Consider the following 19,954-nt stretch of genomic DNA (forward strand, 5'->3'; position numbering starts at 1 on the left):
GAGGGAGAACGTACAGCCCCTGTTCCGACCCGACCGACGGGGCCCGGGGCAACTGAGGCTGTCGGCGGGGCCGGCGGTCTCGAGTCCGGCCTGGGGGTACTTCCCCTACGCCTGGCGGCGTGGGAGGTTCCCCCACCCACGGCCGCCAGGCCGTAGGGGGAGATTGAGGCCACCGCGCGAAGCGCGGTACCGGTCCGGGCGGAGCCCGACCCGCCGCCCGGAGGGCGGTACGGGGTTCCTACCCCGTCCGCCCCAGCGCCACGAACCTCCGCGCGCCCACCCCCCACTCGTCCCGCAGCGCCCACCCCGCGCCCCGCCCGTGCCGCAGCAGCGCCTCCGTGCCCACCCTGGCCCAGGGGAACGGCGTGCCCTCCGTCGCGATGCCGTCGAAGACCCGGACGCGGACGCGTTCGTCGACGTCCAGGGGGGCCGTCTCGGCGAGGAGGAGGCCGCCGGGGGCGACGAGTTGGGCGATGCGGGACAGCAGCGCACGCGGGTCGCCGCCGATGCCGATGTTGCCGTCGATCAGGAGCGCCGTGTCCCAGGAGCCCTCCCTCGGCAGGGGGTCGAAGACGGACCGGCGCAGCGCGCTGCCGCCGATGCGTATCGTGCGGGCGACGGCCGCCGCGCTGACGTCGATGCCGAGCACCGTGCGGCCCCGCCCGGCGAGCGCGGCGACCAGGCGGCCGGGGCCGCAGCCGATGTCGAGGACCGCGCCGTGGCTGCGGGCGAGGACCGTGCCGTCGGCGGTGTCCGGTTCCGCGCACCAGCGTTCGACCTCCAGCGGCAGCAGCCAGCCGTCGGGCCGCCGCAGATAGAGCGGGCCGCGGCCGGTGCGCAGGGCGTCGGTGTACGGGTCGGCCTGCCAGGCGGGCGGCGCGGCCGTCATCGCGTCCCGGCCCGGTCCATGGCGGCCAGCGCCGCGGCGAACCGGGTGCCCGGTGCGACGGCGGCGACCCGCCGGGCGTCGTCCGGCGTGTCGACGTCCCGCAGCCGGGGCAGTTCACGCACCGCGAGCCCGGCCCCGACCAGCCGCGACCGCTGCGCCGCGCCCGTGTCCGGCGACGACATGGGCACGCCGCGCACCAGCCGCCCGTCCGGCTCCGCGAGTCCCAGCGCCCAGAACCCGCCGTCGTCCGCCGGACCGAACACGGCCTCGCCGGGGCCCGACTCCAGCCCGGAGGCGAGAAGTCCGGGCGTCACCTGAGGGGTGTCCATGCCGATGAGCAGCGCGGGCCCCTCGCACAGACCGAACGCGTCCGCGAGCCGCTCGTCCAGCCCGCCCGCGCACTGCGGCACGACGTCGATCCCGGCCGGCAGCCACGGACCGGGCTCGCCGTCGAGTACGAGGACCCGGCGCCGCGCGGGCGTGGCGAGCACCGTGTCGAGGGTGTCGCGGAGTGCGGCCTCGGCGAGGGCGGCCGCCTCCTCGGGGGTGTGGAAGGGGGTGAGGCGTGTCTTGACCCGCCCGGGCACCGGAGCCTTGGCGATCACCAGCAGCGTTCCGTTCATCGCACGCCGCCGTCCGCCAGGGCCCGCGGCTGTTCGGCGAGCACCGCCTTCATGTCCCGTACGGCCTGCCAGGTGCCCCGCCAGGTGCCGGTGACCTTCGACTTCCCCGACCGGGGCAGATACGGGACGTCGACCTCGGTGACCCGCAGGCCCGCGTCGCCGGCGCGGACCACCATCTGCAGCGGGTAGCCGCTGCGGCGGTCGGTCAGTCCGAGCGCCAGCAGGTCGGCGCGGCGGGCCGCGCGCAGCGGGCCGAGGTCGTGCAGCCGCAGCCCGGTGCGCCGGCGCAGCAGATGGGAGAGGGCCGCGTTGCCGGCGCGGGCGTGCGCCGGCCACACGCCCCGTCTCTGCGGGCGCCGCCGCCCCAGCACCAGGTCCGTGCCGCCGGCGGCGATGTCGGTCACGAACCCGGTCAGCAGCCCCGGGTCGAGCGACGCGTCGCAGTCGCAGAAGCAGACGTACTCGGCCTCCGCCGCGCTCAGCCCGGCATGGCACGCCGCCCCGAAACCCCGCCGGGGCTCGTGGACGACGTGCGCCCCCAGCGCGCGGGCGATGTCGGCGGAGCCGTCCGTCGAGCCGTTGTCGACGACGATCGCCCGCCAGCCGGCCGGGATGCGCGACAGCACCCACGGCAGCGCCTCTGCCTCGTCCAGACAGGGCAGGACGACGTCCGCGGTCAGCACGGCGCACCCCGCAGCCCGCTCGCGGCGAACTCGGCCATGCCCTCGGCGAAGCCGGTCTGCGCCTTCCAGCCCAGTTCCGCGCGCAGCCGCCCGGAGTCCGCGGTGATGTGCCGTACGTCGCCGAGCCGGAACTCGCCGGTCACGACCGGCGCAGGACCGCCGTGCGCCGCGGCCAGCGCGGCCGCCATCTCGCCCACGGTGTGCGGCGTCCCGCTGCCGGTGTTGTACGCGGTCAGGGCGCCCGGATCACGGCCGTGGACCGCTTCCAGCGCGATCGCGTTCGCCTCCGCCACGTCCCGTACGTGCACGAAGTCCCGCCGCTGGCCGCCGTCCTCGAAGACCCGCGGCGCCTCGCCGCGCGCCAGCGCGGACCGGAAGAAGGACGCGACGCCCGCGTAGGGCGTGTCGCGCGGCATCCCCGGCCCGTACACGTTGTGGTAGCGCAGCGCCACGGCCCGCCCGCCCGTCGACCGGGCCCAGGCCGCCGCGAGATGCTCCTGCGTCAGCTTCGTCGTGGCGTACACGTTGCGCGGGTCGACGGGCGCGTCCTCGCCGACGAGCCCGGGGGCCAGCTCCTCGCCGCACTCGGGGCACCGCGGCTCGAAGCGTCCCGCTTCGAGGTCGGACGCCGCCCGCGGGCCCGGCCGGACCCGGCCGTGTGCCGGGCAGTCGTAGCGGCCCTCACCGTAGACCACCATGGACCCGGCGAGCACCAGGTCCGTGACCCGCGCCCGGGCCATCGCCGCGAGCAGCACGGCCGTGCCGTGGTCGTTGCAGCTGACGTAGTCGGGCGCGTCGGAGAAGTCCGTGCCGAGGCCCACCATCGCGGCCTGGTGGCACACGGCGTCCACGCCGCGCAGGGCACGCGCCACCGCCGCCGGGTCCCGCACGTCCGCGTGGACCCACTCGGCGTCGGGCGGTCGCGGGGGCCGGGGATGGGCGGCGGGAAGGAGGGCGTCGAGCACGACCGGGTCATGGCCGCGCGCGGTGAGGGCCGTGACGATCTGCGAGCCGATGAAGCCCGCGCCGCCTGTGACGAGTACACGCATGACCGCGACGCTACGGCCGCAGGCGCCGCGAACGGCCGTTCCGCGCCGCGCCGTCACAGGTCGGTAAGGAGTGGGATCCTCCGAGCGGGTGAAGCCGCCCTACGGGCGGTTCAGGTACGCGAGCCCCGGGTGCTCGGCGCGGTAGCCGTCGAGCAGCCGGCGGGCGACGCTCACCGAGTCGACCAGCGGATGCAGCGCGAACGCAGTCACCGCGTGCGCCCCGGAACCGCTCTCGGCCGCCGCCAGCACCTCGCGCTCGACGGCCTTGACCGCGGTGACGAGCCCGACCGCGTGCAGCGGCAGCGGGTCGACCGCCACCGGATGCGCGCCGTTCGCGTCGACGAGGCACGGGACCTCGATCACGGCGTCCGCGTCGAGCACGGACAGGGTGGAGCGGTTGCGGACGTTGAGAATCAGCGTGGTGCGCTCGTCGCGGGCGACGGCCCGCATCAGGGCCAGCGCCACCTTCTCGTACCCGCCCGACTCCAGATCGTCCTCGTCCCGCTCGCCGACGCCGGCCGCTTCCCGGTTGGCCGCCATGTAGGTGGCCTCGCGTTCGGCGAGCGTACGGTTCCAGGTGGCGAGCGGCGGGGTGCCGGGCCGCTCCATCTCCTCGTAGAAACCGGCCTGTTGGGCCCGCAGGAACGCGCCCCGGGTCTGCTCGGCCTGCTGATAGGCGCGGACCGTCTCACGGTTGAAGTAGTAGTAGTGCAGATACTCGTTCGGTACGGCGCCCAGCGACCGCAGCCAGTCCGGCCCGAAGAGCCGGCCCTCCTCGAACGAGTCCAGCGCCTCGGAGTCCGCCAGCAGCCGCGGCAGTTCGTCGCGTCCGCCGACGCGCAGCCCCCGCAGCCAGCCCAGGTGGTTGAGGCCCACGTAGTCGATCCACGCGGTCGCCGGATCGGCCCCGAGCACCCTCGCCACCCGGCGGCCGAGGCCCACCGGCGAGTCGCAGATGCCGATGACCCGGTCGCCGAGGACCCGGCTCATCGCCTCGGTGACCAGACCGGCCGGGTTGGTGAAGTTGATGACCCACGCGTCGGGCGCGAGCGCGGCGATCCGGCGGGCGATGTCCACGGCCACCGGCACCGTGCGCAGCCCGTACGCGATGCCGCCCGCGCCGACCGTCTCCTGCCCGAGGACGCCCTCGGCGAGCGCGACCCGCTCGTCCGCCGCGCGGCCCTCGAGACCGCCGACCCGGATCGCGGAGAAGACGAAGCCGGCGCCCCGCATGGCCTCGTCGAGATCGCGGGTCACCACGACCTCCGGCGCGTCGGGCCGCCCCGCCGCCTGCTCCGCCAGCACCCGGGCCACCGCGTCGAGCCGGCCCGCGTCCACGTCGTGCAGGGTGACGCGGGTGACCCGGCCCTCCGCGCGATCGCCGAGGAGCGCCCCGTACACGAGAGGCACCCGGAACCCGCCGCCGCCGAGAATCGTGAGCTTCATGCCCGTACGCTACTCGGCGCCGGCGGCCCGGCGGCGGTCAGCCGAGGTCGAGCGCGTTGGGCAGCCCGAGGCGGTGGCGGACGCGGTCGTGCCGGCGCAGCGGTTCCAGCTCCGGGGCGCGGAACAGCGGGGTGACCGTGCAGCGGGGCGCGGCCGAGCCGGTGCGCTCCAGCAGCGCGTTGACGGCCGCCCGGGCGGAGGCGTTGGCGCCCTCCATCGTCGCCAGGTCGATGGAGACGGACACGTAGTCGCCGGCGAGGAAGAAGTTCGGCACGGCGGTCGCCGCCCGTGGGCGGTTGTGGAAGGTGCCGACGGGATGGATGAGCAGTTCGTCCTCGTTGGTGGGGTGCGGTGTGCCGAGGCCGTCGACGCCCGGGTCGAGGAACCACGAGTGCAGGGCGCTGTCCTTGAGGACCGTCCTGCCGGTGTCGTTCAGCGCCGCCTTCAGCTGCGCCCACACCTCCTTGGCGACCTCGGCGCGGGTGCACTGCTTGGCGGTCTTCCCGTAGAGGATGCCGGGCCGGTCCCACTCGGAGACGTCCACCGAGAGGCAGTCCACGGCGGCGCCGTCGCCGTAGTCGGCCGGGAAGTCGCGGCCGGGCCAGTGCGCCGCCTGCTGAATGGCCGTCAGCGCCCAGGGGGAGTCGACGCAGTTGATGTGTCCGTGCAGCAGCGGGGCGCGTTCGGTCAGATAGAACTGGATGCCCGTCATCCAGTCGGTCCGCAGCCGGTCGCAGCGCGCGAGCTGCGGGTCCGCGGCGCGCAGCGCGGGCCCCCAGGTGCGCCGGGCGTGCTCCACGGGCATCGCGGAGACGTAGTGGTCCGCGGTGACCGACTCGCGTCCGCCCCGCGGGTTCTCGACCACGACGGCACGGACCCGCCCGGCGGCGTACGTGATGTCCCGCACGGTCCAGCCGACCTTGAACTCCACGCCCAGCGAGGTCAGATGAGCCACCCAGGGGTCGATCCACGCCTCGTTGGTCGGGGCGTCGAGAATCCGGTCCAGCGGCCCGTCGGCGCCCCGGCCGAGCCCGTTGTGGACGAACGCCTCCAGCAGCGTGGCCACCGTGCGGGTGCTGGCCTCCTCCGCCTTGGTCGCCACGATGTTGCGGGTGAGGCCCACGGCGAGAATGCGCCGATAGTCGTAGCTCATCCGGTCCGCCCCGATGAACTCCCACCAGGGAGTGGCCTCCCAGCTCCGGTCGCGGCGCTCGTCGCAGCTCGTGAGGAAGACGAGCATCCGGTTCACGAAGTACGCGCTCTCGTGGAACGGGATGCCGAGGGCCGTGTCCACCATCGCCGTCAGGGCGCGGCGGATGTCGTCGAGGGTGAGACCGGGCGGCCGGTGGCCGGGCCAGGGGAGCGGGAAGCGCAGGTCCTCGCGGCCGGTGCGGCTGAAGGACATCTCGGACGGCGCGACCAGGTTGTCCCAGACGCCGTTCGCGTTCCCGGGGAAGGGGATGCGGCGCATGGTGTCGGGCAGATTGTGGTAGATCCCGGGGATGAAACGGAAGCCGTGCTCGGCGGGCAGCGGTCTGCGGCCGCCTCTGGCGCTTTCCGGGACGTCCATGCTCCTGGCCTTGCCGCCCAGGGCCCGGCGTTCGTAGACGGTGACCGCGAAACCGCGCTCGGCGAGCTCATGAGCGGCCGTCAGGCCGGCGACGCCGCCGCCGAGCACCGCCACGGACAAGGCGGGCGCGGCGGGCGTAGTGATGGGCGCGGCGGCGGGACGGGTGGCCGCGGCCGCCGCCGTGCCGGGCAGGCCGGCGCCGGCCAGGGCGGCGGCTCCGGTGACCTTGGCGGCGCCGCCCATGAAGGTGCGCCGAGAGGCGCGTCGTGAGGTGTCCGTACGATCCATCCGGTGCCCCTTACCGACGGTAACTTCCATATCAGGCGCCGGAGCATACGGAGATCCCCCACGACTCGGAAGCCACAGGTACGCCTGCCGCGCGCATTGGCTGGAAAATGAAGCCATGTCCCGACGAACCAAGCGCACCAGAGGCACCACCCCTCCCGACCTCACCGCCGACTCGCCCTGCCCCTGCGGGCTGCCCGCCACCTACGGCGAGTGCTGCGGCCGGTACCACCGGGGAGAGGAGTCGCCGCCCACCGCGGAGCTGCTGATGCGCTCCCGCTACAGCGCCTTCGCCGCCCACGACGCGGCGTACCTGCTGCGCACCTGGCACTCGTCGACCCGCCCGCGCCACCTCGAACTCGACCCGGGCATGCAGTGGACGTCCCTCGAGATCGTCGACGCGACGGAGGGCAGCGCCTTCCACACCACCGGGACCGTCACCTTCCGCGCCCGCTACCGCCACCACGGCAAGCGCGGCGAGCTGCACGAGCGCAGCAAGTTCGAGCGCCAGAAGGGCGCGTGGGTGTACGTCGACGGAACGTTCATGGAATGACCGGCCGCACCGGGTGATCGGCCGCGCCGGGTGCGCCGCCCGGACCGGCCCCGCCAGGACCGGCCGCACGGAAGGGCTCGCCGGGGAAGACCCGTCCCACCTGCTTGAATGCGGTCATGGTCGAACTCGTACTGCTCGGGGCGCTCGCCTCACTGATCGGCTGGCTGGTGCACCGCAAGCAACGGCAGCGGTCGTCCGCCCCGGCCCCGGCGGGCGAGGCGGGGATCGCGTGCATGATCAAGGGTGGGCCCGGAGGGACGCGCTGGCGGCCGGGGCGGCTGCTCGTCGGCGCGGGGCCGCTCGCCTGGAAGGCGTCCTGGGGCGGGCGGACGGTCGTCCTGCCCGCCGGTCTGCGCCGCACCGGGCTCCGGCCGCCGTCGATGCGGGAGGCGATGGGGCTCAACCCGCGATCCCGGATCATCGAGTGCGAGGCCGGCGGCGAGACCGTGCTGATCGCCGTCATGCCGGAGGAGCTGGACCCGGTCGTGAAGGCCCTCGACAGCGCGTGAGCGCAGTGGAGCGGCCGGGTCAGCGACCGCGGCGCGGTCCGACCGTGAGCCGGGGGTCGTAGGCGGCCAGCACCTTGTTGGCCCGTGCCAGCACGGACAGCGCCCGCTCCCGGTCCACCCGGTCCTCGGCGCACAGCGGTCCGCGGAACAGGCTCACCTCACGTGCGGCGCACTCCGCGTCGATCTCCGCCTGCAGGATGTGGACCGGCATACAGGAGCCGATCAGGGCCGCGACACGGTCGGGGATCGGCACCGGGACGAGTGGGGAGGCGGTCACGTGAAGTCCTTCTTTACCGTTACGGGTCGCCCCGTGTCTCTCGTTGCGCGGGAGTGCGCTGCCCGCGAGTAAGTGCCGGGGGTCCCGTCAACCCGTCGATCGCGTACCCGTGGTGCCGGTCGGCGAGGGCGGTGCCGAACGGGAGGCGCACACCCCGTCCCCGCCTGGCTCTCCGTCTCCGGCAGCACCGCCGACATACCTTACGCGAACGCGGCCGAAGCACCCGAATCGGTGGTCCGGCGGCACAAAGGTGACGACGGCCGCCCCTGGACCCCCTTCAGCGGCCGAATCCGCAGGTCAAGTCGGCGAAACGGCAGAGGGCTTGATCGTCTTCGGACCGGGCCCCGGCGGCGGACCGGGAGTGACTCCGGACACACCCGCCGTAGCCGCCGCCGGTGCACCGCAGCGGCGACTAGGACGGGGACGGCCGGTGCCGAGGCCCGGACCGGGCTCCGGGCTCGGCGCCCGGCGGCGACCCGCCCGGCCCGCCCGGCCCGGCAGACCCGCCTGCTCCCGGCTCGGCCCACCGGCGCCCGCGCCGCTCCCGCAGCTGGAGCGCCCGCAGCACGCCCTCGGTGGCGAACCGGCCGTCGGGATCGCTGAGCCGGTCGCCGAAAATGGACTCCAGGCTGCGCAGCCGGTAGCGGACCGTCTGCGGATGCACATCGAGCAGCTCGCCCATCTGGGCGGCGGTGCCACGGGTGTCGAGCCAGATCCGCAGGGTCTCGATCAGCCGGCTCCGGCGGGTCGGCGTCAGCCCGGCGAGCGGGGCGAGTTCACGCTCGGCGAGCTGGTCGAGGAGGGCGGGGTCGGAGAGCAGCCACAGGGTGAGCATGTGGTCGGAGCAGAAGGTCAGCGGGGCGTCGTCCACGACGCCCGAGTCGATGAACTCCAGCAGACGGCGGGCCCAGCGGATCGAGTCCGCGGCGTCGGCTGTCGGTACGGTCAGACCCACGGTGGCCCGGTGGCCGGTCAGCGTCTTCTCCAGCAGGCGTCTTCGCCGGAGGTCGACCGGTCCCGGGACGAGTAAGTGCGGCTGGGGGCCGCCTAATTCGGCGAGGACATCGTTGTCGAGGTCCGTTCCGGCCAATTCCGGCGACGGGCGCAGGGCGACCAGGGTGACCTGCTCGGGCAGCGGCCAGCCCGCCTGTTCAGCCAGCTCCGCGACCGTCGAACGCGGCACGGGCGGCCCAGCCATGATCAGATGCAGCAGCCTGCGGCGCGCCGCCGAACCCTGCTCGACGGTCCTGGTCTGCACCTCCAAGTAGCCCTCCCTGGTGAGGGCTTCGAGCTCGTCGACGTAGGCGAAGAGGGCGTCGGCGAAGCTCAGCATCAGGGTGGGGGAGAGGTTGTACCGCCGGCCGACCCGCTTGGCCCGGCGCAGCGCCACCCGGGCGCCGAGCCGGTAGGCGCCGTGGAGCGAGTCCAGGCTGCGGCCCTCGTACGCCTCGAACCGGCCGAAGCGGCGCAGCATCTCGTCGCGCAGCGGCGACGGGGCCGACGGTGAGGCGACCTGCTCGACGAAGACGGAGATGTTCTGTTCGACGCCGATCTGGATCGCCTGACCGTACGGACCCTTCAGCAGCCGCCCGTACTCCGGGTACGCGCGGGTCACCTCGATGCCGATCTCCTGGATGAGACTGGGCAGTTCGGGCCTGATGATCGCGGCGAACTCCTGCGGCAGCGGACCCAGCGGCTCGCCGGCGTCCGACGGCTGGGTGGACTTTCTCGGCATGGTTCTCTCCCCTCGGTCTCCGGTTGTCCGGTTGGGGGGTCGGGGCGGCGGGAAGCGCTCCCACGGACCGATAGGCATGACGACTTCGTTTGGTGCTGAACTTCGTTGGGTGCTGAACATAGTCCAGCGGAGCGCAACTGCACAGCGGGCGGACAGGGTTGGCCGGGGGTGGAGGTGGCCGGGAGACGCACGGGGCGCCGCGTGCGGACGGGGAGCGGCGCCGAGCGTGGTGACGGCGTTGTGGGGGATCCGGTGCACCCCTCTGCGGGCGGGGGAGCGGCGCTCACTTCCGGACAAGAAACCGCGGCGGCATGTTGCGCCGGCGACAAGAAAATACCCGCTGGTAGGGGCTTTGCGGGAATCTGCCGAACCCGTATTGCGCGACTGGTTACCCGCTCGTAGCGTCACTGTCCGAAAGCAGGGCGAGCGGGTGGCCGGCAGAATTCGACCCGTGTTCCTCCTCCTGCGGCCCGGTGGCCGCGGGTGGCGCCCCCACAGTGCGCGTCGCGTGATCGAGCCGCAAACCGCTCTTCGGTCTGTGCGGACGAAGAGTGATCCCCAGGTACGCAGATCCCCCTGAAGGGAACACACCCGTGCGTAGATTCATCAGAAATGCCGCATTGGTCGGGACGTCGGCCGTGGCGGCCCTCGGTCTCGCCGTCACCCAGGCCTCCGCCACCTCCGCCGCCGGCTGGGTGGTCAGCCCGGGCGGCGCCTTCACCGCCGTCGCCCAGTACCCGACGCTCAGCGTGCCGGCCGCCGTGCTGGAGTGCGCCTCCGCCACCGCCACCGGCACCGTCGCGTCCAGCTCCTCCAACGACGTGGGAGACATCGCGACCCTCACCTTCGACGACTGCTCGGTCATCGGCATCCCGTTCGAGGTGACCAGCAACAACACGCCGTGGGACCTCAACGCGCTCGGCGTCAGCTCCGTCCCGAACGCCGTCGACGGCTCCATCACCGGCGTCGACGCCAGCATCAGCGGCAGCGGTTGCACCGCCGACTTCACCGGTACGGCCACCGGCCACTACAAGAACGACACCAAGCAGCTGGTGATCGACGGCGGCACCCTCGTCGCGTCGAACGCCGACTGCCTCGGCCTGATCAACGACGACGACCCGGCCCTCTTCGAGGCGACGTTCGACGTCTCCGGCGGCCACACGATCAACCCGGCCTGACCCGGCGGCACGCGGGGACCCCGTGGCCGGCCCCTCGGGCCACGGGGTCCCTCCGGGACCCGGAGCAGGCACAAGACCGGCACGGAGACCCGTGCCGCCCGCCACGGACCGGGGCGCCCCGGTCCGTGGACCCTGCCACCGCCGGCCCGCACGACGCGCGGTCCGGACTGCCGCCGCCGACCGGGCCGCCGTGCGGCCCCGCTCGCGCTGCCCCCGACCCCGCGCCGCGATCGTCGCCCGCCCGCGCCGCCGGACCGACCAGAGCTGGAGAGACACCGACGATGACAGGCCTCATCAGCACTCGCTCCCGCCCGGCGCGTGTCGCCGTGCTCGCCACCGCCGGACTCGTCGCCGCACTGCTCGTCGGCCCCGGGTCCGCGGCCCAGGCCCGCGACATCGGCGTGGACCTGGCGTACGACTGCGACTTCACGCGGGGCACGCGGACGGTACGGGTCGCGGTCGGCGGCTCCTTCCCGGACACCGGCGGGGTCGGCCGCCCCATCCAGCCGGGCGCGCCGACCGTACGGGTGGCGATTCCCGCCGGGGCGCTCGACGGCGCCCTGCCCGCCGGGGCGCGGACCGTCGCCGGCTCGCTGAGCATGACCACGCGGGTGAGCCAGAACACCAAGGCCGCCGAGGCGGCCTGGACCGGTCTCGCCGCACCCGCGGCCCCCCTCGGCGACGACGGAGCACTCGAGCTCGAACACACCGGCCACGTCCCCTCGGTCACCGTCACCGCGGCGGGCGACGTCGCCTTCACCGCCGGAGACCTCTCGCTGGAGCTGCTGCCGGTGACCGCCGACGGCGCCGAGCCGATGCCGCTGCCCGCCGTCGAATGCCGGCCCGCCGCAGGTCAGGACGGTCTCCTCGCCACCGTCCCGGTCCCCGCGGAGACGTCCCCCGCACCGACCGGCACCCCCTCGCCGGGCGCGGAGGACGGCGAGGGGACGCCCGGCGGGCAGGCGGACCCCGGAGCGGGCGAGGGCCTCGCCTTGGAGCCGCCGCAGCCCACCGGCACGCCGGCCGCGGAGTGCCCCTCCGAGCCGCCCCCCGGACCGATCGACGAGAGCTTCGTACCGCAGCCGCCGCCGGGCGAGCCGCCCAGAGCCTTCAACCTCCCCGGCCGGCACGGATGCGCCTTCGCCGTCGGACTCGCCAACGTGAAGAAGCTCGGCAGCGCGATGATCGTCAACGACCCGGCCGCGGACCCCGAGACGATCAACGTACTCGCCGTCACCCGTACCCTGTCGCGGTCCGGCAGCCGCCCCGGCGGCTACTACTTCCGCGTCGACTCGTACGGCGAGATCATCCTGCCCGACGCGTCGAGCACCTTCCTCGCCTTCGGGTTCCAGCCGGTCTCCGCCCGGGTGGAGTTCACCAACGGCCCGCTCACCATCTCGACCGGCGCCGTCGGTTCCAAGCCGAACCAGGTCAACTTCGCCACCGCCGGCTTCTACCAGGCCCTGCGCGTCTACGACGTGAAGGTCAACGGCGTACCGCTGGACGTGGGCCCCGACTGCCGTACCGCCCGGCCCTACCGGGTGGTCCTGCACGGCCGGTTCCCCGACTACGAGAGCGTCTTCAAGGGCGGTCCGATGCGGGGGACGGTGACCATCCCCGAGTTCTCCGGCTGCGGCAGCGGCGGGGAGGACTTCGACCAGCTGTTCAGCGCGTCGCTCTCCGGACCGGACAACCTGATCGCCATGACGCAGGGGCCGCTGTGCATCCCGAACAGCCCGAACAACGAGTGCCCGCCCACCATCCCGCCCCTCCCCGGCCAGGAGACCCCCCGGCCACCCTCCCGGTGACCTCGCGGCCCCACCCCCCCCGGGCCGCGAGGTCACCCCCGCCGGGCGCGCCGGCCGGCCCGGACACGCATCGCGGGACAAGGTTTCCGCACCGCTTTGTCACCAGGTGACAAACCCGCCAGTTCGACCTGAAACCGCTGGTCACAGCCATTGCCCCGGCCGCGTACCCGAACGTAACGTGCGGGCGCCCGGTGCACTTCCGCAACTTTCGGCACCTGTGCGCAGCCCGCTGCCCACGGCCACACGAATCGGGAGGTGAAATGGGAATCGAGGTAGTCGTCGAAGGACTCACCAAGTCCTTCGGCAGACAGAACATCTGGCAGGACGTCACGCTCACCCTCCCGGCCGGAGAAGTCAGCGTCATGCTCGGTCCCTCCGGAACCGGCAAGACCGTGTTCCTGAAATCGATCATCGGACTGCTGAAGCCCGAGCACGGACGGGTCATGATCGACGGCGTCGACATGGTCAACAGCCCCGAACGGGACATCTACGAGACGCGCAAGCTCTTCGGCCTGATGTTCCAGGACGGCGCGCTCTTCGGTTCGATGACGCTCTTCGACAACATCGCCTTCCCGTTGCGGGAACACACCCGCAAGAAGGAGTCGGAGATCCGGCGCATCGTGATGGAGCGCATCGAGGTCGTCGGTCTCCTCGGCGCCGAGGGCAAACTCCCCGGCGAGATCTCCGGCGGTATGCGCAAACGCGCCGGGCTCGCCCGCGCCCTGGTGCTCGACCCGCAGATCATCCTCTGCGACGAACCGGACTCCGGCCTCGACCCGGTGCGCACCGCCTACCTGTCGCAGCTGCTGATCGATCTCAACGCGCAGATCGACGCCACGATGCTGATCGTCACCCACAACCTCGACATCGCGGCCACCGTCCCCGACAACATGGGGATGCTCTTCCGCCAGGGCCTCGTCACCTTCGGCCCCCGTGAGGTGCTGCTGACCAGCGAGGAGCCGGTCGTCGCCCAGTTCCTCGGCGGACGGCGCGAGGGCCCCATCGGGATGTCCGAGGAGAAGGACGCCGCCACCCTCGCCGCCGAGCAGCGGGCCGCCGGCGCGTTCGACACCGGCCCGCGGACCGTGGTCCCGCAGCTGGAGCCCTCGCCCGGGATGCCCGTCCGCCAGGGCGCCCTGCGCCGCAGGGAACGTGTCCTCGCCATGATGTCCGAGCTGCCGGAGGCCGCCCGTACGGCCATCATGCGCAGCTACAGCCCGGCCGGCGGAGTGGCGACGTGAGCGCCGGACTTCCGGTGCGCCAGGACGCGCCCAAGCAGGACAGGCCCGCGCCGAGACCGCCCTCGAAGCTGCTCGCGCCGCTCCGCGAGACCGGGAAGCTGTTCGCGCTCGCCGCCGCCGTGAGCCGGGCCATGTTCCGCCGGCCGTTCCAACTACGGGAGTTCGTCGAACAGTTCTGGTTCGTGGCGAGTGTGACCATCCTGCCCGCCGCGCTGGTCTCCATCCCGTTCGGCGCCGTCATCGCCCTCCAGGTCGGCTCGCTCACCCAGCAGCTCGGCGCGCAGTCCTTCACCGGCGGCGCCAGCGTCCTCGCCGTCATCCAGCAGGCCAGCCCCCTGATCGTGGCCCTGCTGATCGCCGGGGCCGGCGGCTCCGCGATCTGCGCCGACCTCGGCTCCCGCAAGATCCGCGAGGAGCTCGACGCCATGGAGGTCATGGGCGTCTCACCGATCCAGCGCCTCGTCGTGCCCCGGGTGCTGGCGACCATGCTGGTCGCCGTGCTGCTCAACGGCATGGTCTCCGTCGTCGGCACCCTCGGCGGCTACTTCTTCAACGTCATCATGCAGGGCGGCACCCCCGGCGCGTACCTCGCCAGTTTCTCCGCCCTCGCCCAGCTGCCCGACCTCTACATCAGCGAGTTCAAGGCCCTGGTCTTCGGCTTCATCGCGGGCATCGTCGCCGCCCACCGCGGCCTCAACCCGCGCGGCGGCCCCAAGGGGGTGGGCGACGCGGTCAACCAGTCCGTCGTCATCACCTTCATGCTGCTGTTCTTCGTGAACATGGTCCTCACGGCGGTCTATCTGCAGATCGTCCCCGCGAAGGGGGGCTGAGCGATGGCCCTGCTCAGCCGGCTCGACCGCTCCGGCGACCAGCTCACCTTCTATCTGCGGGCCCTGCTGTGGATCCCGAAGACCCAGCGCCGCTATCTGCGCGAGGTCCAACGCCTGCTCGCCGAGGTCGCATTCGGCAGCGGCGGCCTCGGCGTCGTCGGCGGCACCATCGGCGTGATGATCGCCATGACCCTGTTCACCGGCACCGTCGTCGGCCTCCAGGGATACGCGGCACTCAACCAGATCGGCACCTCCGCCTTCACCGGCTTCGTCTCCGCGTACTTCAACACCCGCGAGATCGCGCCCCTCGTCGCCGGACTCGCCCTCTCCGCCACCGTCGGCGCAGGCTTCACCGCCCAGCTCGGCGCGATGCGCATCAACGAGGAGGCCGACGCCCTCGAGGCGATGGGCGTGCGCTCCATGCCGTACCTGGTCACCACCCGCATCATCGCCGGAGTCGTCGCGATCGTCCCGCTGTACGCGATCGGTCTGCTCAGCTCCTACCTCGCCTCCCGCTGGATCACCGTCCTGTTCAACGGCCAGTCCGCGGGCACCTACGACCACTACTTCAATCTCTTCCTCTCTCCGGACGACGTCCTGCTGTCGATCCTCAAGGTGCTGATCTTCAGCGTGATGGTGATCCTCGCGCACTGCTACTACGGCTTCCGCGCGAGCGGCGGCCCCGCCGGTGTGGGTGTGGCCGTCGGCCGCTCCGTACGCAACGCCATCGTGCTGATCAGCCTGACCGACTTCTTCCTCTCGCTCGCCATCTGGGGCGCGACCACGACGGTGAAGGTGGCCGGATGACCGCCCGGACAGCAAGAAGACGGCTCGCGGGCGTGGCCTTCCTCCTCGTGCCCGTACTGCTCGTATGGCTCTCGGTCGCCGTCTACGACAAGAAGTTCACCGACGACGCCACCGTCACCGTCCTCACCGGCGCAGCCGGCAACGAGATGCACCGGGGCGCGGAGGTCAAGCTGCGCGGCGTCGTCATCGGCGAGGTCCGCGGCATCAGCGCCGACGGCGCCGGCGCCCGGCTCACGCTCGCGCTGCGCCGTGACGAGCTGAGGCGCGTACCGGCCGACGTCACGGCGCAGATGCTGCCGACGACCCTGTTCGGGGAGCGCTTCGTCGCCCTCGTACCGCCCGCCCGCAACCCGTCCGCGCGCACCCTGCGGGCCGGGGACACCATCACCCAGGACCGCTCCTCGAACGCCATCGAGCTGGCACAGGTCCTCGACAACGTGCTGCCGCTGCTGACCGCGGTCAAGCCGGAGAAGCTCTCCGCGACCCTCACCGCCGTCTCCCAGGCCCTGCAGGGCCGCGGCGACCAGCTCGGCGACACCCTCGTCACCCTCGACGCGCATCTGAAGAAGATCAACCCCCAACTGCCGGTGCTGAACCGGGACATCGCCCACCTCGTCGAGGTCAGCCACCTCTACGCGGACGCCGCGCCCGACGTGCTGAAGGCGCTCACCGACTTCACCACCACCAGCGGCACCATCGCCGACCAGCAGGCCGAACTCGCCGGCCTCTACGGAGCCACGACCAAGTCCGCGCAGGACCTGACGTCCTTCCTCCGCAAGAACCGGAACAACCTGATCCGGCTGGCCGCCGACGGCCGGCCCACCCTGGAACTCCTCGCCCGGTACTCGTCCTCGTTCCCCTGCACCCTGCGCACCCTCGCCGGATTCGTGCCCGCCATGGACAAGGCCCTCGGCAAGGGCACCGACGAGCCGGGCCTCCATGTGGACGTGACCAGCGTGCCCTCCCTCGGCGCGTACGTGTCCGGCAGGGACACCCCGGCCTACGGCAGCGGCGGCGGACCGCACTGCTACGCCGTCCCCTACACCGGCCGGCCCGCCCCCGCCGCGGCGTCCGCCGCCGCCGAGAACCTCGGCCTGCCCAACTCGCCGCAGGAGAACCGGCTCGTCAACGAACTGCTGGCCCCCGAGCTGAAGAAGCCCCCCACGCAACTGCCCGACTGGAGCAGCGTGCTGACCGGCCCCGTCTACCGCGGTGCGGAGGTGACGCTCAAGTGAAGCGCCGCAGCCTCGTGGGACCTGTGATCAAGTCCCTCGCGTTCATCGTGGTGACGGTTCTCGCCACCACCGTCCTCGCGTTCTCCATCGCCAACACCTCGGTCGGCGACACCGCCCCGTACAAGGCGCGCTTCACGGACGTGACCGGGCTCGTCGCCGGTGACAGCGTCCGGATCGCCGGGGTGAAGGTCGGCCAGGTCGAGTCGGTGAAGGTCGTGGACCGGCGTGTCGCGGAGGTCGGCTTCAGCGTCCGCGAGGGCCGGGCGCTGCCCGCGTCGGTGACCGCCTCCGTCAAGTACCTCAACATGGTCGGCCAGCGCTACATCGACCTCGACCAGGGGGCGGGACCGGTCGGCCGCAGCTTCCCGCCCGGCGCCACCATCCCGCTGGAGCGCACCACCCCCGCACTCGACCTCACGCAGCTGTTCAACGGCTTCCAGCCGCTGTTCGAGGGCCTGTCGCCGGGCGAGATCAACGACCTCGCCGGCTCCATCGTCCAGGTCCTCCAGGGCGAGGGCGGCACCGTCGACAGCCTCCTCCGGCATGTCGGATCCCTGACCGGCACCGTCGCCGCCAAGGACCAGGTGATCGGCGAGGTCGTCAAGAACCTCAACACCGTCCTCAAGACCGTCAACGACCGCGAGGCGGGCTTCGACGAGCTGGTGGTCACCCTCCAGAAACTCGTCAGCGGATTCTCCGGCGACCGCCAACCGCTCGGGGAGGCCGTCGCCGCCATGGGAGACCTGACCACCGTCACCGCCGGTCTGCTCAAGGACGGCCGGGCGCCGCTGAAGAAGGACATCGCCGAACTCGGCCGGCTGTCCCGGCAACTGGACAAGGGGGCACCGCAGATCGAGAACTTCCTGGCGAAGACGCCCGCCAAGATGCAGGCCGTCACCCGTCTCGCCTCCTACGGATCGTGGCTCAACCTCTACCTCTGCGAGGCGCGGGTCGCCGGCGTCACCACCTCCGACGGCAGCCCGCCGCCCACCGGCATCGGCATCACGGAATCGAGGTGCCGCGGATGAGGACCGCCCGCTTCCGCATCAGGCCCGTCCAGGAACGCAACCCCGTCGCCGTCGCCCTCGTGGGCCTGATCGTCCTGGTGCTGCTCGGCATCGCCGCCTATCGGGCCGACGCCCTGCCGTTCGTCGGCGGCGGCACCGGCTACACCGCCGACTTCACCGAGGCCGCGGGACTCGACGAGGGCGACGAGGTACGCATCGCCGGCGTCAAGGTCGGCGAAGTCACCGCCGTCGCGCTCGCCGGGGCCAAGGTCAGAGTCTCCTTCAGGGTCGAGGACGCCTGGATCGGCGACTCCAGCACCGCGGCCATCGCGATCAAGACGCTCCTCGGGGAGAAGTTCCTCGCCGTCGACCCGCTCGGCACCCGTGCCCAGGACCCCGCCGAGCCGATCCCCACCAGCCGCACCACCTCTCCGTTCGACGTCACCCAGGCCCTCAACGGGCTCGGCGAGACCATCGGGAAGATCGACACCGCCAAGCTCGCCGACAGCTTCGACGCGATCAACGACACCTTCAAGGACTCGCCGCCGAACGTCCGAAGCGCCGCGACCGGACTCGCCGCCCTGTCGAAGTCCGTGTCGAAACGCGACGCGCAGCTCGCCGAACTCCTGAAGGGCAGCAGACAGCTCGCCCGGACCCTCGACGGCAAGAAGAGCAGCTTCGAGACGCTGCTGGAGGACGGCAATCTGCTGCTCGGCGAGATCCAGGCCCGGCGGGACGCCATCCACGCCCTGCTCACCGGCACCACCAGCCTCGGCACCCAGCTCTCCGGCCTGGTCGAGGACAACCAACGGCAGCTGAAACCCACCCTCGACGCGCTCGGCAAGGTCACCGCCGTCCTGCTGAAGAACCGCACGAAGCTGGACCGGACCCTCGCCCTCGCCGGGCCGTACTACCGCCTCGTCGGCAACACCCTCGGCAACGGACGCTGGTTCGACACCTACGTCTGCGGACTCGTCCCCAAGCACTACCTTCCCGCCGACGCCCCGCCGGCCACCGGCTGCATGCCACCGAAGCCGACCGCGAAGGGCGGTGGATCGTGAACCTCAGACGCATCACCGGGATCGGCGCCGGCCTCGCCGTCGTCGCGGCCGTCGGAACCTCGGGCGCGATGGCCCTCCAGGAGTCCTCATCGACCCGGATCACCGCGTACTTCGACCGCGCCACCGGCGTCTACGAAGGCTCCGACCTGCGCGTCCTCGGAGTGAAGGCCGGCACGGTGGAGACCGTACGGCCCCAGGGCGACCAGGTGAAGGTCACCCTGCTGCTCGACGAGGACATCGAGGTCCCCGCCGACGCGCACGCCGTCGTCGTCGCCCCCAGCGTCGTCGCCGACCGCTACATCCAGCTCGCCCCCGCCTACACCGGCGGCGAACGCATCCGCGACGGCGCGGTCCTGCCCGCCGCGAAGAACGCCATGCCGCTGGAGGTCGACCAGCTCTACGCGTCGATCACCGAACTCGGCACCGCACTCGGCCCCGACGGCGCCAACGCCGACGGCGCGCTCGCCGGCCTCCTCGACACCGGCGCCGCCAACCTCAAGGGCAACGGCAAGGCCATCGGCGACTCGATCGAGCAGTTCGGCAAGGCCGCCAGGACCCTCGACGGCAGCAGCGGCGACCTGTTCGCCACGCTCTCCCACCTCCAGTCCTTCACCGCCATGCTGAAGAAGAACGACGGCAACGTCGCCAAGGCGGAGCGGCAACTCGCCTCCGTCACCGGCTTCCTGGCCGAGGACAAGGAGAACCTGGGCACCGCCCTCAAGGAACTCGGCACCGCGCTGAAGCAGGTCAAGGGCTTCATCCAGGACAACCGCGGCAGCCTCAAGAAGAACGTCGACGCACTCGTCCCGCTCACCCGCACCCTGGTCGACCAGCGGGCCTCGCTCGCCGAGGCCATGGACACCGCGCCGCTGGCCGCCGGCAACGCGCTGAACGCCTACGACCCGGTGAACCGCACCCTCAACGGCCGCGCCGACATCAACGAACTCAGCTACGGCCCCGAGATCACCGTCCCGCCCGACGCCGCGTCCCTCGCCGGGCTCGTCCCGGTCGACGGCCTCCGGCGACAGGCCCTGCCCGCCCTGCCGCTGCCACCGGTCGGCACGGTCTACGGAACCCCCGAGAAGCGGAAGGGGGGCTCCCGTTGAGAGGCACCCGAACCGGCCGGCGCCGAACCCCGGCCGCCCTGGCCCTGGCCCTCGCCCTCGGC

General features: G+C 72.6%; 19 protein-coding genes. 11 read left to right on the forward strand and 8 right to left on the reverse strand.

Going from position 1 to position 19,954, the window contains the following annotated elements:
• Positions 1–238: 238 nt before the first annotated feature.
• The 6 genes from ACWD01_RS22895 to ACWD01_RS22920 all read right to left on the reverse strand — a co-directional run bounded on the left by ACWD01_RS22895 (position 239) and on the right by ACWD01_RS22920 (position 6,548).
• Positions 239–889 carry a class I SAM-dependent methyltransferase gene (locus tag ACWD01_RS22895; RefSeq protein WP_451164625.1) on the reverse strand — a complete coding sequence of 217 codons (651 nt, stop codon included), beginning with the start codon at positions 887–889 and terminating at the stop codon, positions 239–241.
• Positions 886–1,512, reverse strand: coding sequence for a TIGR04282 family arsenosugar biosynthesis glycosyltransferase (locus tag ACWD01_RS22900; RefSeq protein ID WP_451164627.1), 627 nt, complete (start codon positions 1,510–1,512; stop codon positions 886–888). The genes ACWD01_RS22895 and ACWD01_RS22900 overlap by 4 nt, the downstream gene beginning before the upstream one ends.
• Positions 1,509–2,195: a glycosyltransferase family 2 protein gene (locus tag ACWD01_RS22905; RefSeq protein ID WP_451164629.1), complete on the reverse strand. Its 687-nt coding sequence runs from the start codon at positions 2,193–2,195 to the stop codon at positions 1,509–1,511. The genes ACWD01_RS22900 and ACWD01_RS22905 overlap by 4 nt, the downstream gene beginning before the upstream one ends.
• A complete protein-coding gene (locus ACWD01_RS22910; RefSeq protein WP_451164631.1) occupies positions 2,189–3,244 on the reverse strand; it encodes an NAD-dependent epimerase/dehydratase family protein in 1,056 nt (351 codons plus the stop codon). Before ACWD01_RS22910 ends, ACWD01_RS22905 begins: the two co-directional genes overlap by 7 nt.
• A gap of 99 nt (positions 3,245–3,343) precedes the next feature.
• Positions 3,344–4,690: a 6-phospho-beta-glucosidase gene (locus ACWD01_RS22915; protein WP_451164633.1), complete on the reverse strand. Its 1,347-nt coding sequence runs from the start codon at positions 4,688–4,690 to the stop codon at positions 3,344–3,346.
• A gap of 37 nt (positions 4,691–4,727) precedes the next feature.
• Positions 4,728–6,548 (reverse strand): hydroxysqualene dehydroxylase, encoded by a 1,821-nt coding sequence (locus ACWD01_RS22920; RefSeq protein ID WP_451164635.1) that lies wholly within the window; start codon positions 6,546–6,548, stop codon positions 4,728–4,730.
• A 115-nt stretch (positions 6,549–6,663) separates the two neighbouring features.
• On the opposite strand from ACWD01_RS22920, the gene ACWD01_RS22925 reads away from it, so the two are divergent.
• The gene (locus ACWD01_RS22925; RefSeq protein WP_451164637.1) at positions 6,664–7,098 is read left to right on the forward strand and encodes a YchJ family protein; all 435 of its coding nucleotides are present in this window, start codon (positions 6,664–6,666) and stop codon (positions 7,096–7,098) included.
• Positions 7,099–7,214: 116 nt separating this feature from the next.
• Positions 7,215–7,607 (forward strand): hypothetical protein, encoded by a 393-nt coding sequence (locus tag ACWD01_RS22930; protein WP_451164639.1) that lies wholly within the window; start codon positions 7,215–7,217, stop codon positions 7,605–7,607.
• A gap of 19 nt (positions 7,608–7,626) precedes the next feature.
• Here the strand turns inward: ACWD01_RS22930 and ACWD01_RS22935 are convergent, their stop codons facing one another.
• Together ACWD01_RS22935 and ACWD01_RS22940 are read right to left on the reverse strand one after the other, a co-directional pair.
• Complete coding sequence (locus ACWD01_RS22935; protein ID WP_451164641.1) at positions 7,627–7,884, reverse strand: hypothetical protein; 258 nt, start codon at positions 7,882–7,884, stop codon at positions 7,627–7,629.
• A 412-nt stretch (positions 7,885–8,296) separates the two neighbouring features.
• Positions 8,297–9,619: a PucR family transcriptional regulator gene (locus ACWD01_RS22940; protein ID WP_451164643.1), complete on the reverse strand. Its 1,323-nt coding sequence runs from the start codon at positions 9,617–9,619 to the stop codon at positions 8,297–8,299.
• Positions 9,620–10,212: 593 nt separating this feature from the next.
• Here ACWD01_RS22940 and ACWD01_RS22945 point away from each other — a divergent pair.
• The 9 genes from ACWD01_RS22945 (at position 10,213) to ACWD01_RS22985 (ending at position 19,892) form a co-directional block, all read left to right on the forward strand.
• Positions 10,213–10,797: a hypothetical protein gene (locus ACWD01_RS22945; RefSeq protein WP_451164645.1), complete on the forward strand. Its 585-nt coding sequence runs from the start codon at positions 10,213–10,215 to the stop codon at positions 10,795–10,797.
• Positions 10,798–11,078: 281 nt separating this feature from the next.
• A complete protein-coding gene (locus ACWD01_RS22950) occupies positions 11,079–12,605 on the forward strand; it encodes a DUF6801 domain-containing protein (protein ID WP_451164646.1) in 1,527 nt (508 codons plus the stop codon).
• A 260-nt stretch (positions 12,606–12,865) separates the two neighbouring features.
• Positions 12,866–13,846, forward strand: a complete 981-nt coding sequence (locus ACWD01_RS22955) for an ABC transporter ATP-binding protein (RefSeq protein WP_451164647.1) — start codon at positions 12,866–12,868, stop codon at positions 13,844–13,846.
• Positions 13,843–14,676 carry an MlaE family ABC transporter permease gene (locus ACWD01_RS22960; protein ID WP_451164648.1) on the forward strand — a complete coding sequence of 278 codons (834 nt, stop codon included), beginning with the start codon at positions 13,843–13,845 and terminating at the stop codon, positions 14,674–14,676. Before ACWD01_RS22955 ends, ACWD01_RS22960 begins: the two co-directional genes overlap by 4 nt.
• A 3-nt stretch (positions 14,677–14,679) precedes the next feature.
• The gene (locus ACWD01_RS22965) at positions 14,680–15,483 is read left to right on the forward strand and encodes an MlaE family ABC transporter permease (RefSeq protein WP_451164649.1); all 804 of its coding nucleotides are present in this window, start codon (positions 14,680–14,682) and stop codon (positions 15,481–15,483) included.
• On the forward strand, positions 15,480–16,718 hold the full coding sequence (locus ACWD01_RS22970) for an MCE family protein (protein WP_451164650.1): 1,239 nt from the start codon (positions 15,480–15,482) through the stop codon (positions 16,716–16,718). Before ACWD01_RS22965 ends, ACWD01_RS22970 begins: the two co-directional genes overlap by 4 nt.
• Positions 16,715–17,746 carry an MCE family protein gene (locus ACWD01_RS22975; protein WP_451164651.1) on the forward strand — a complete coding sequence of 344 codons (1,032 nt, stop codon included), beginning with the start codon at positions 16,715–16,717 and terminating at the stop codon, positions 17,744–17,746. The genes ACWD01_RS22970 and ACWD01_RS22975 overlap by 4 nt, the downstream gene beginning before the upstream one ends.
• Positions 17,743–18,786 carry an MCE family protein gene (locus tag ACWD01_RS22980; protein WP_451164652.1) on the forward strand — a complete coding sequence of 348 codons (1,044 nt, stop codon included), beginning with the start codon at positions 17,743–17,745 and terminating at the stop codon, positions 18,784–18,786. The genes ACWD01_RS22975 and ACWD01_RS22980 overlap by 4 nt, the downstream gene beginning before the upstream one ends.
• The gene (locus tag ACWD01_RS22985; RefSeq protein WP_451164653.1) at positions 18,783–19,892 is read left to right on the forward strand and encodes an MCE family protein; all 1,110 of its coding nucleotides are present in this window, start codon (positions 18,783–18,785) and stop codon (positions 19,890–19,892) included. Before ACWD01_RS22980 ends, ACWD01_RS22985 begins: the two co-directional genes overlap by 4 nt.
• Positions 19,893–19,954 lie beyond the last annotated feature (62 nt).

The sequence above is a fragment of the Streptomyces sp. NPDC002835 genome (assembly GCF_053591995.1).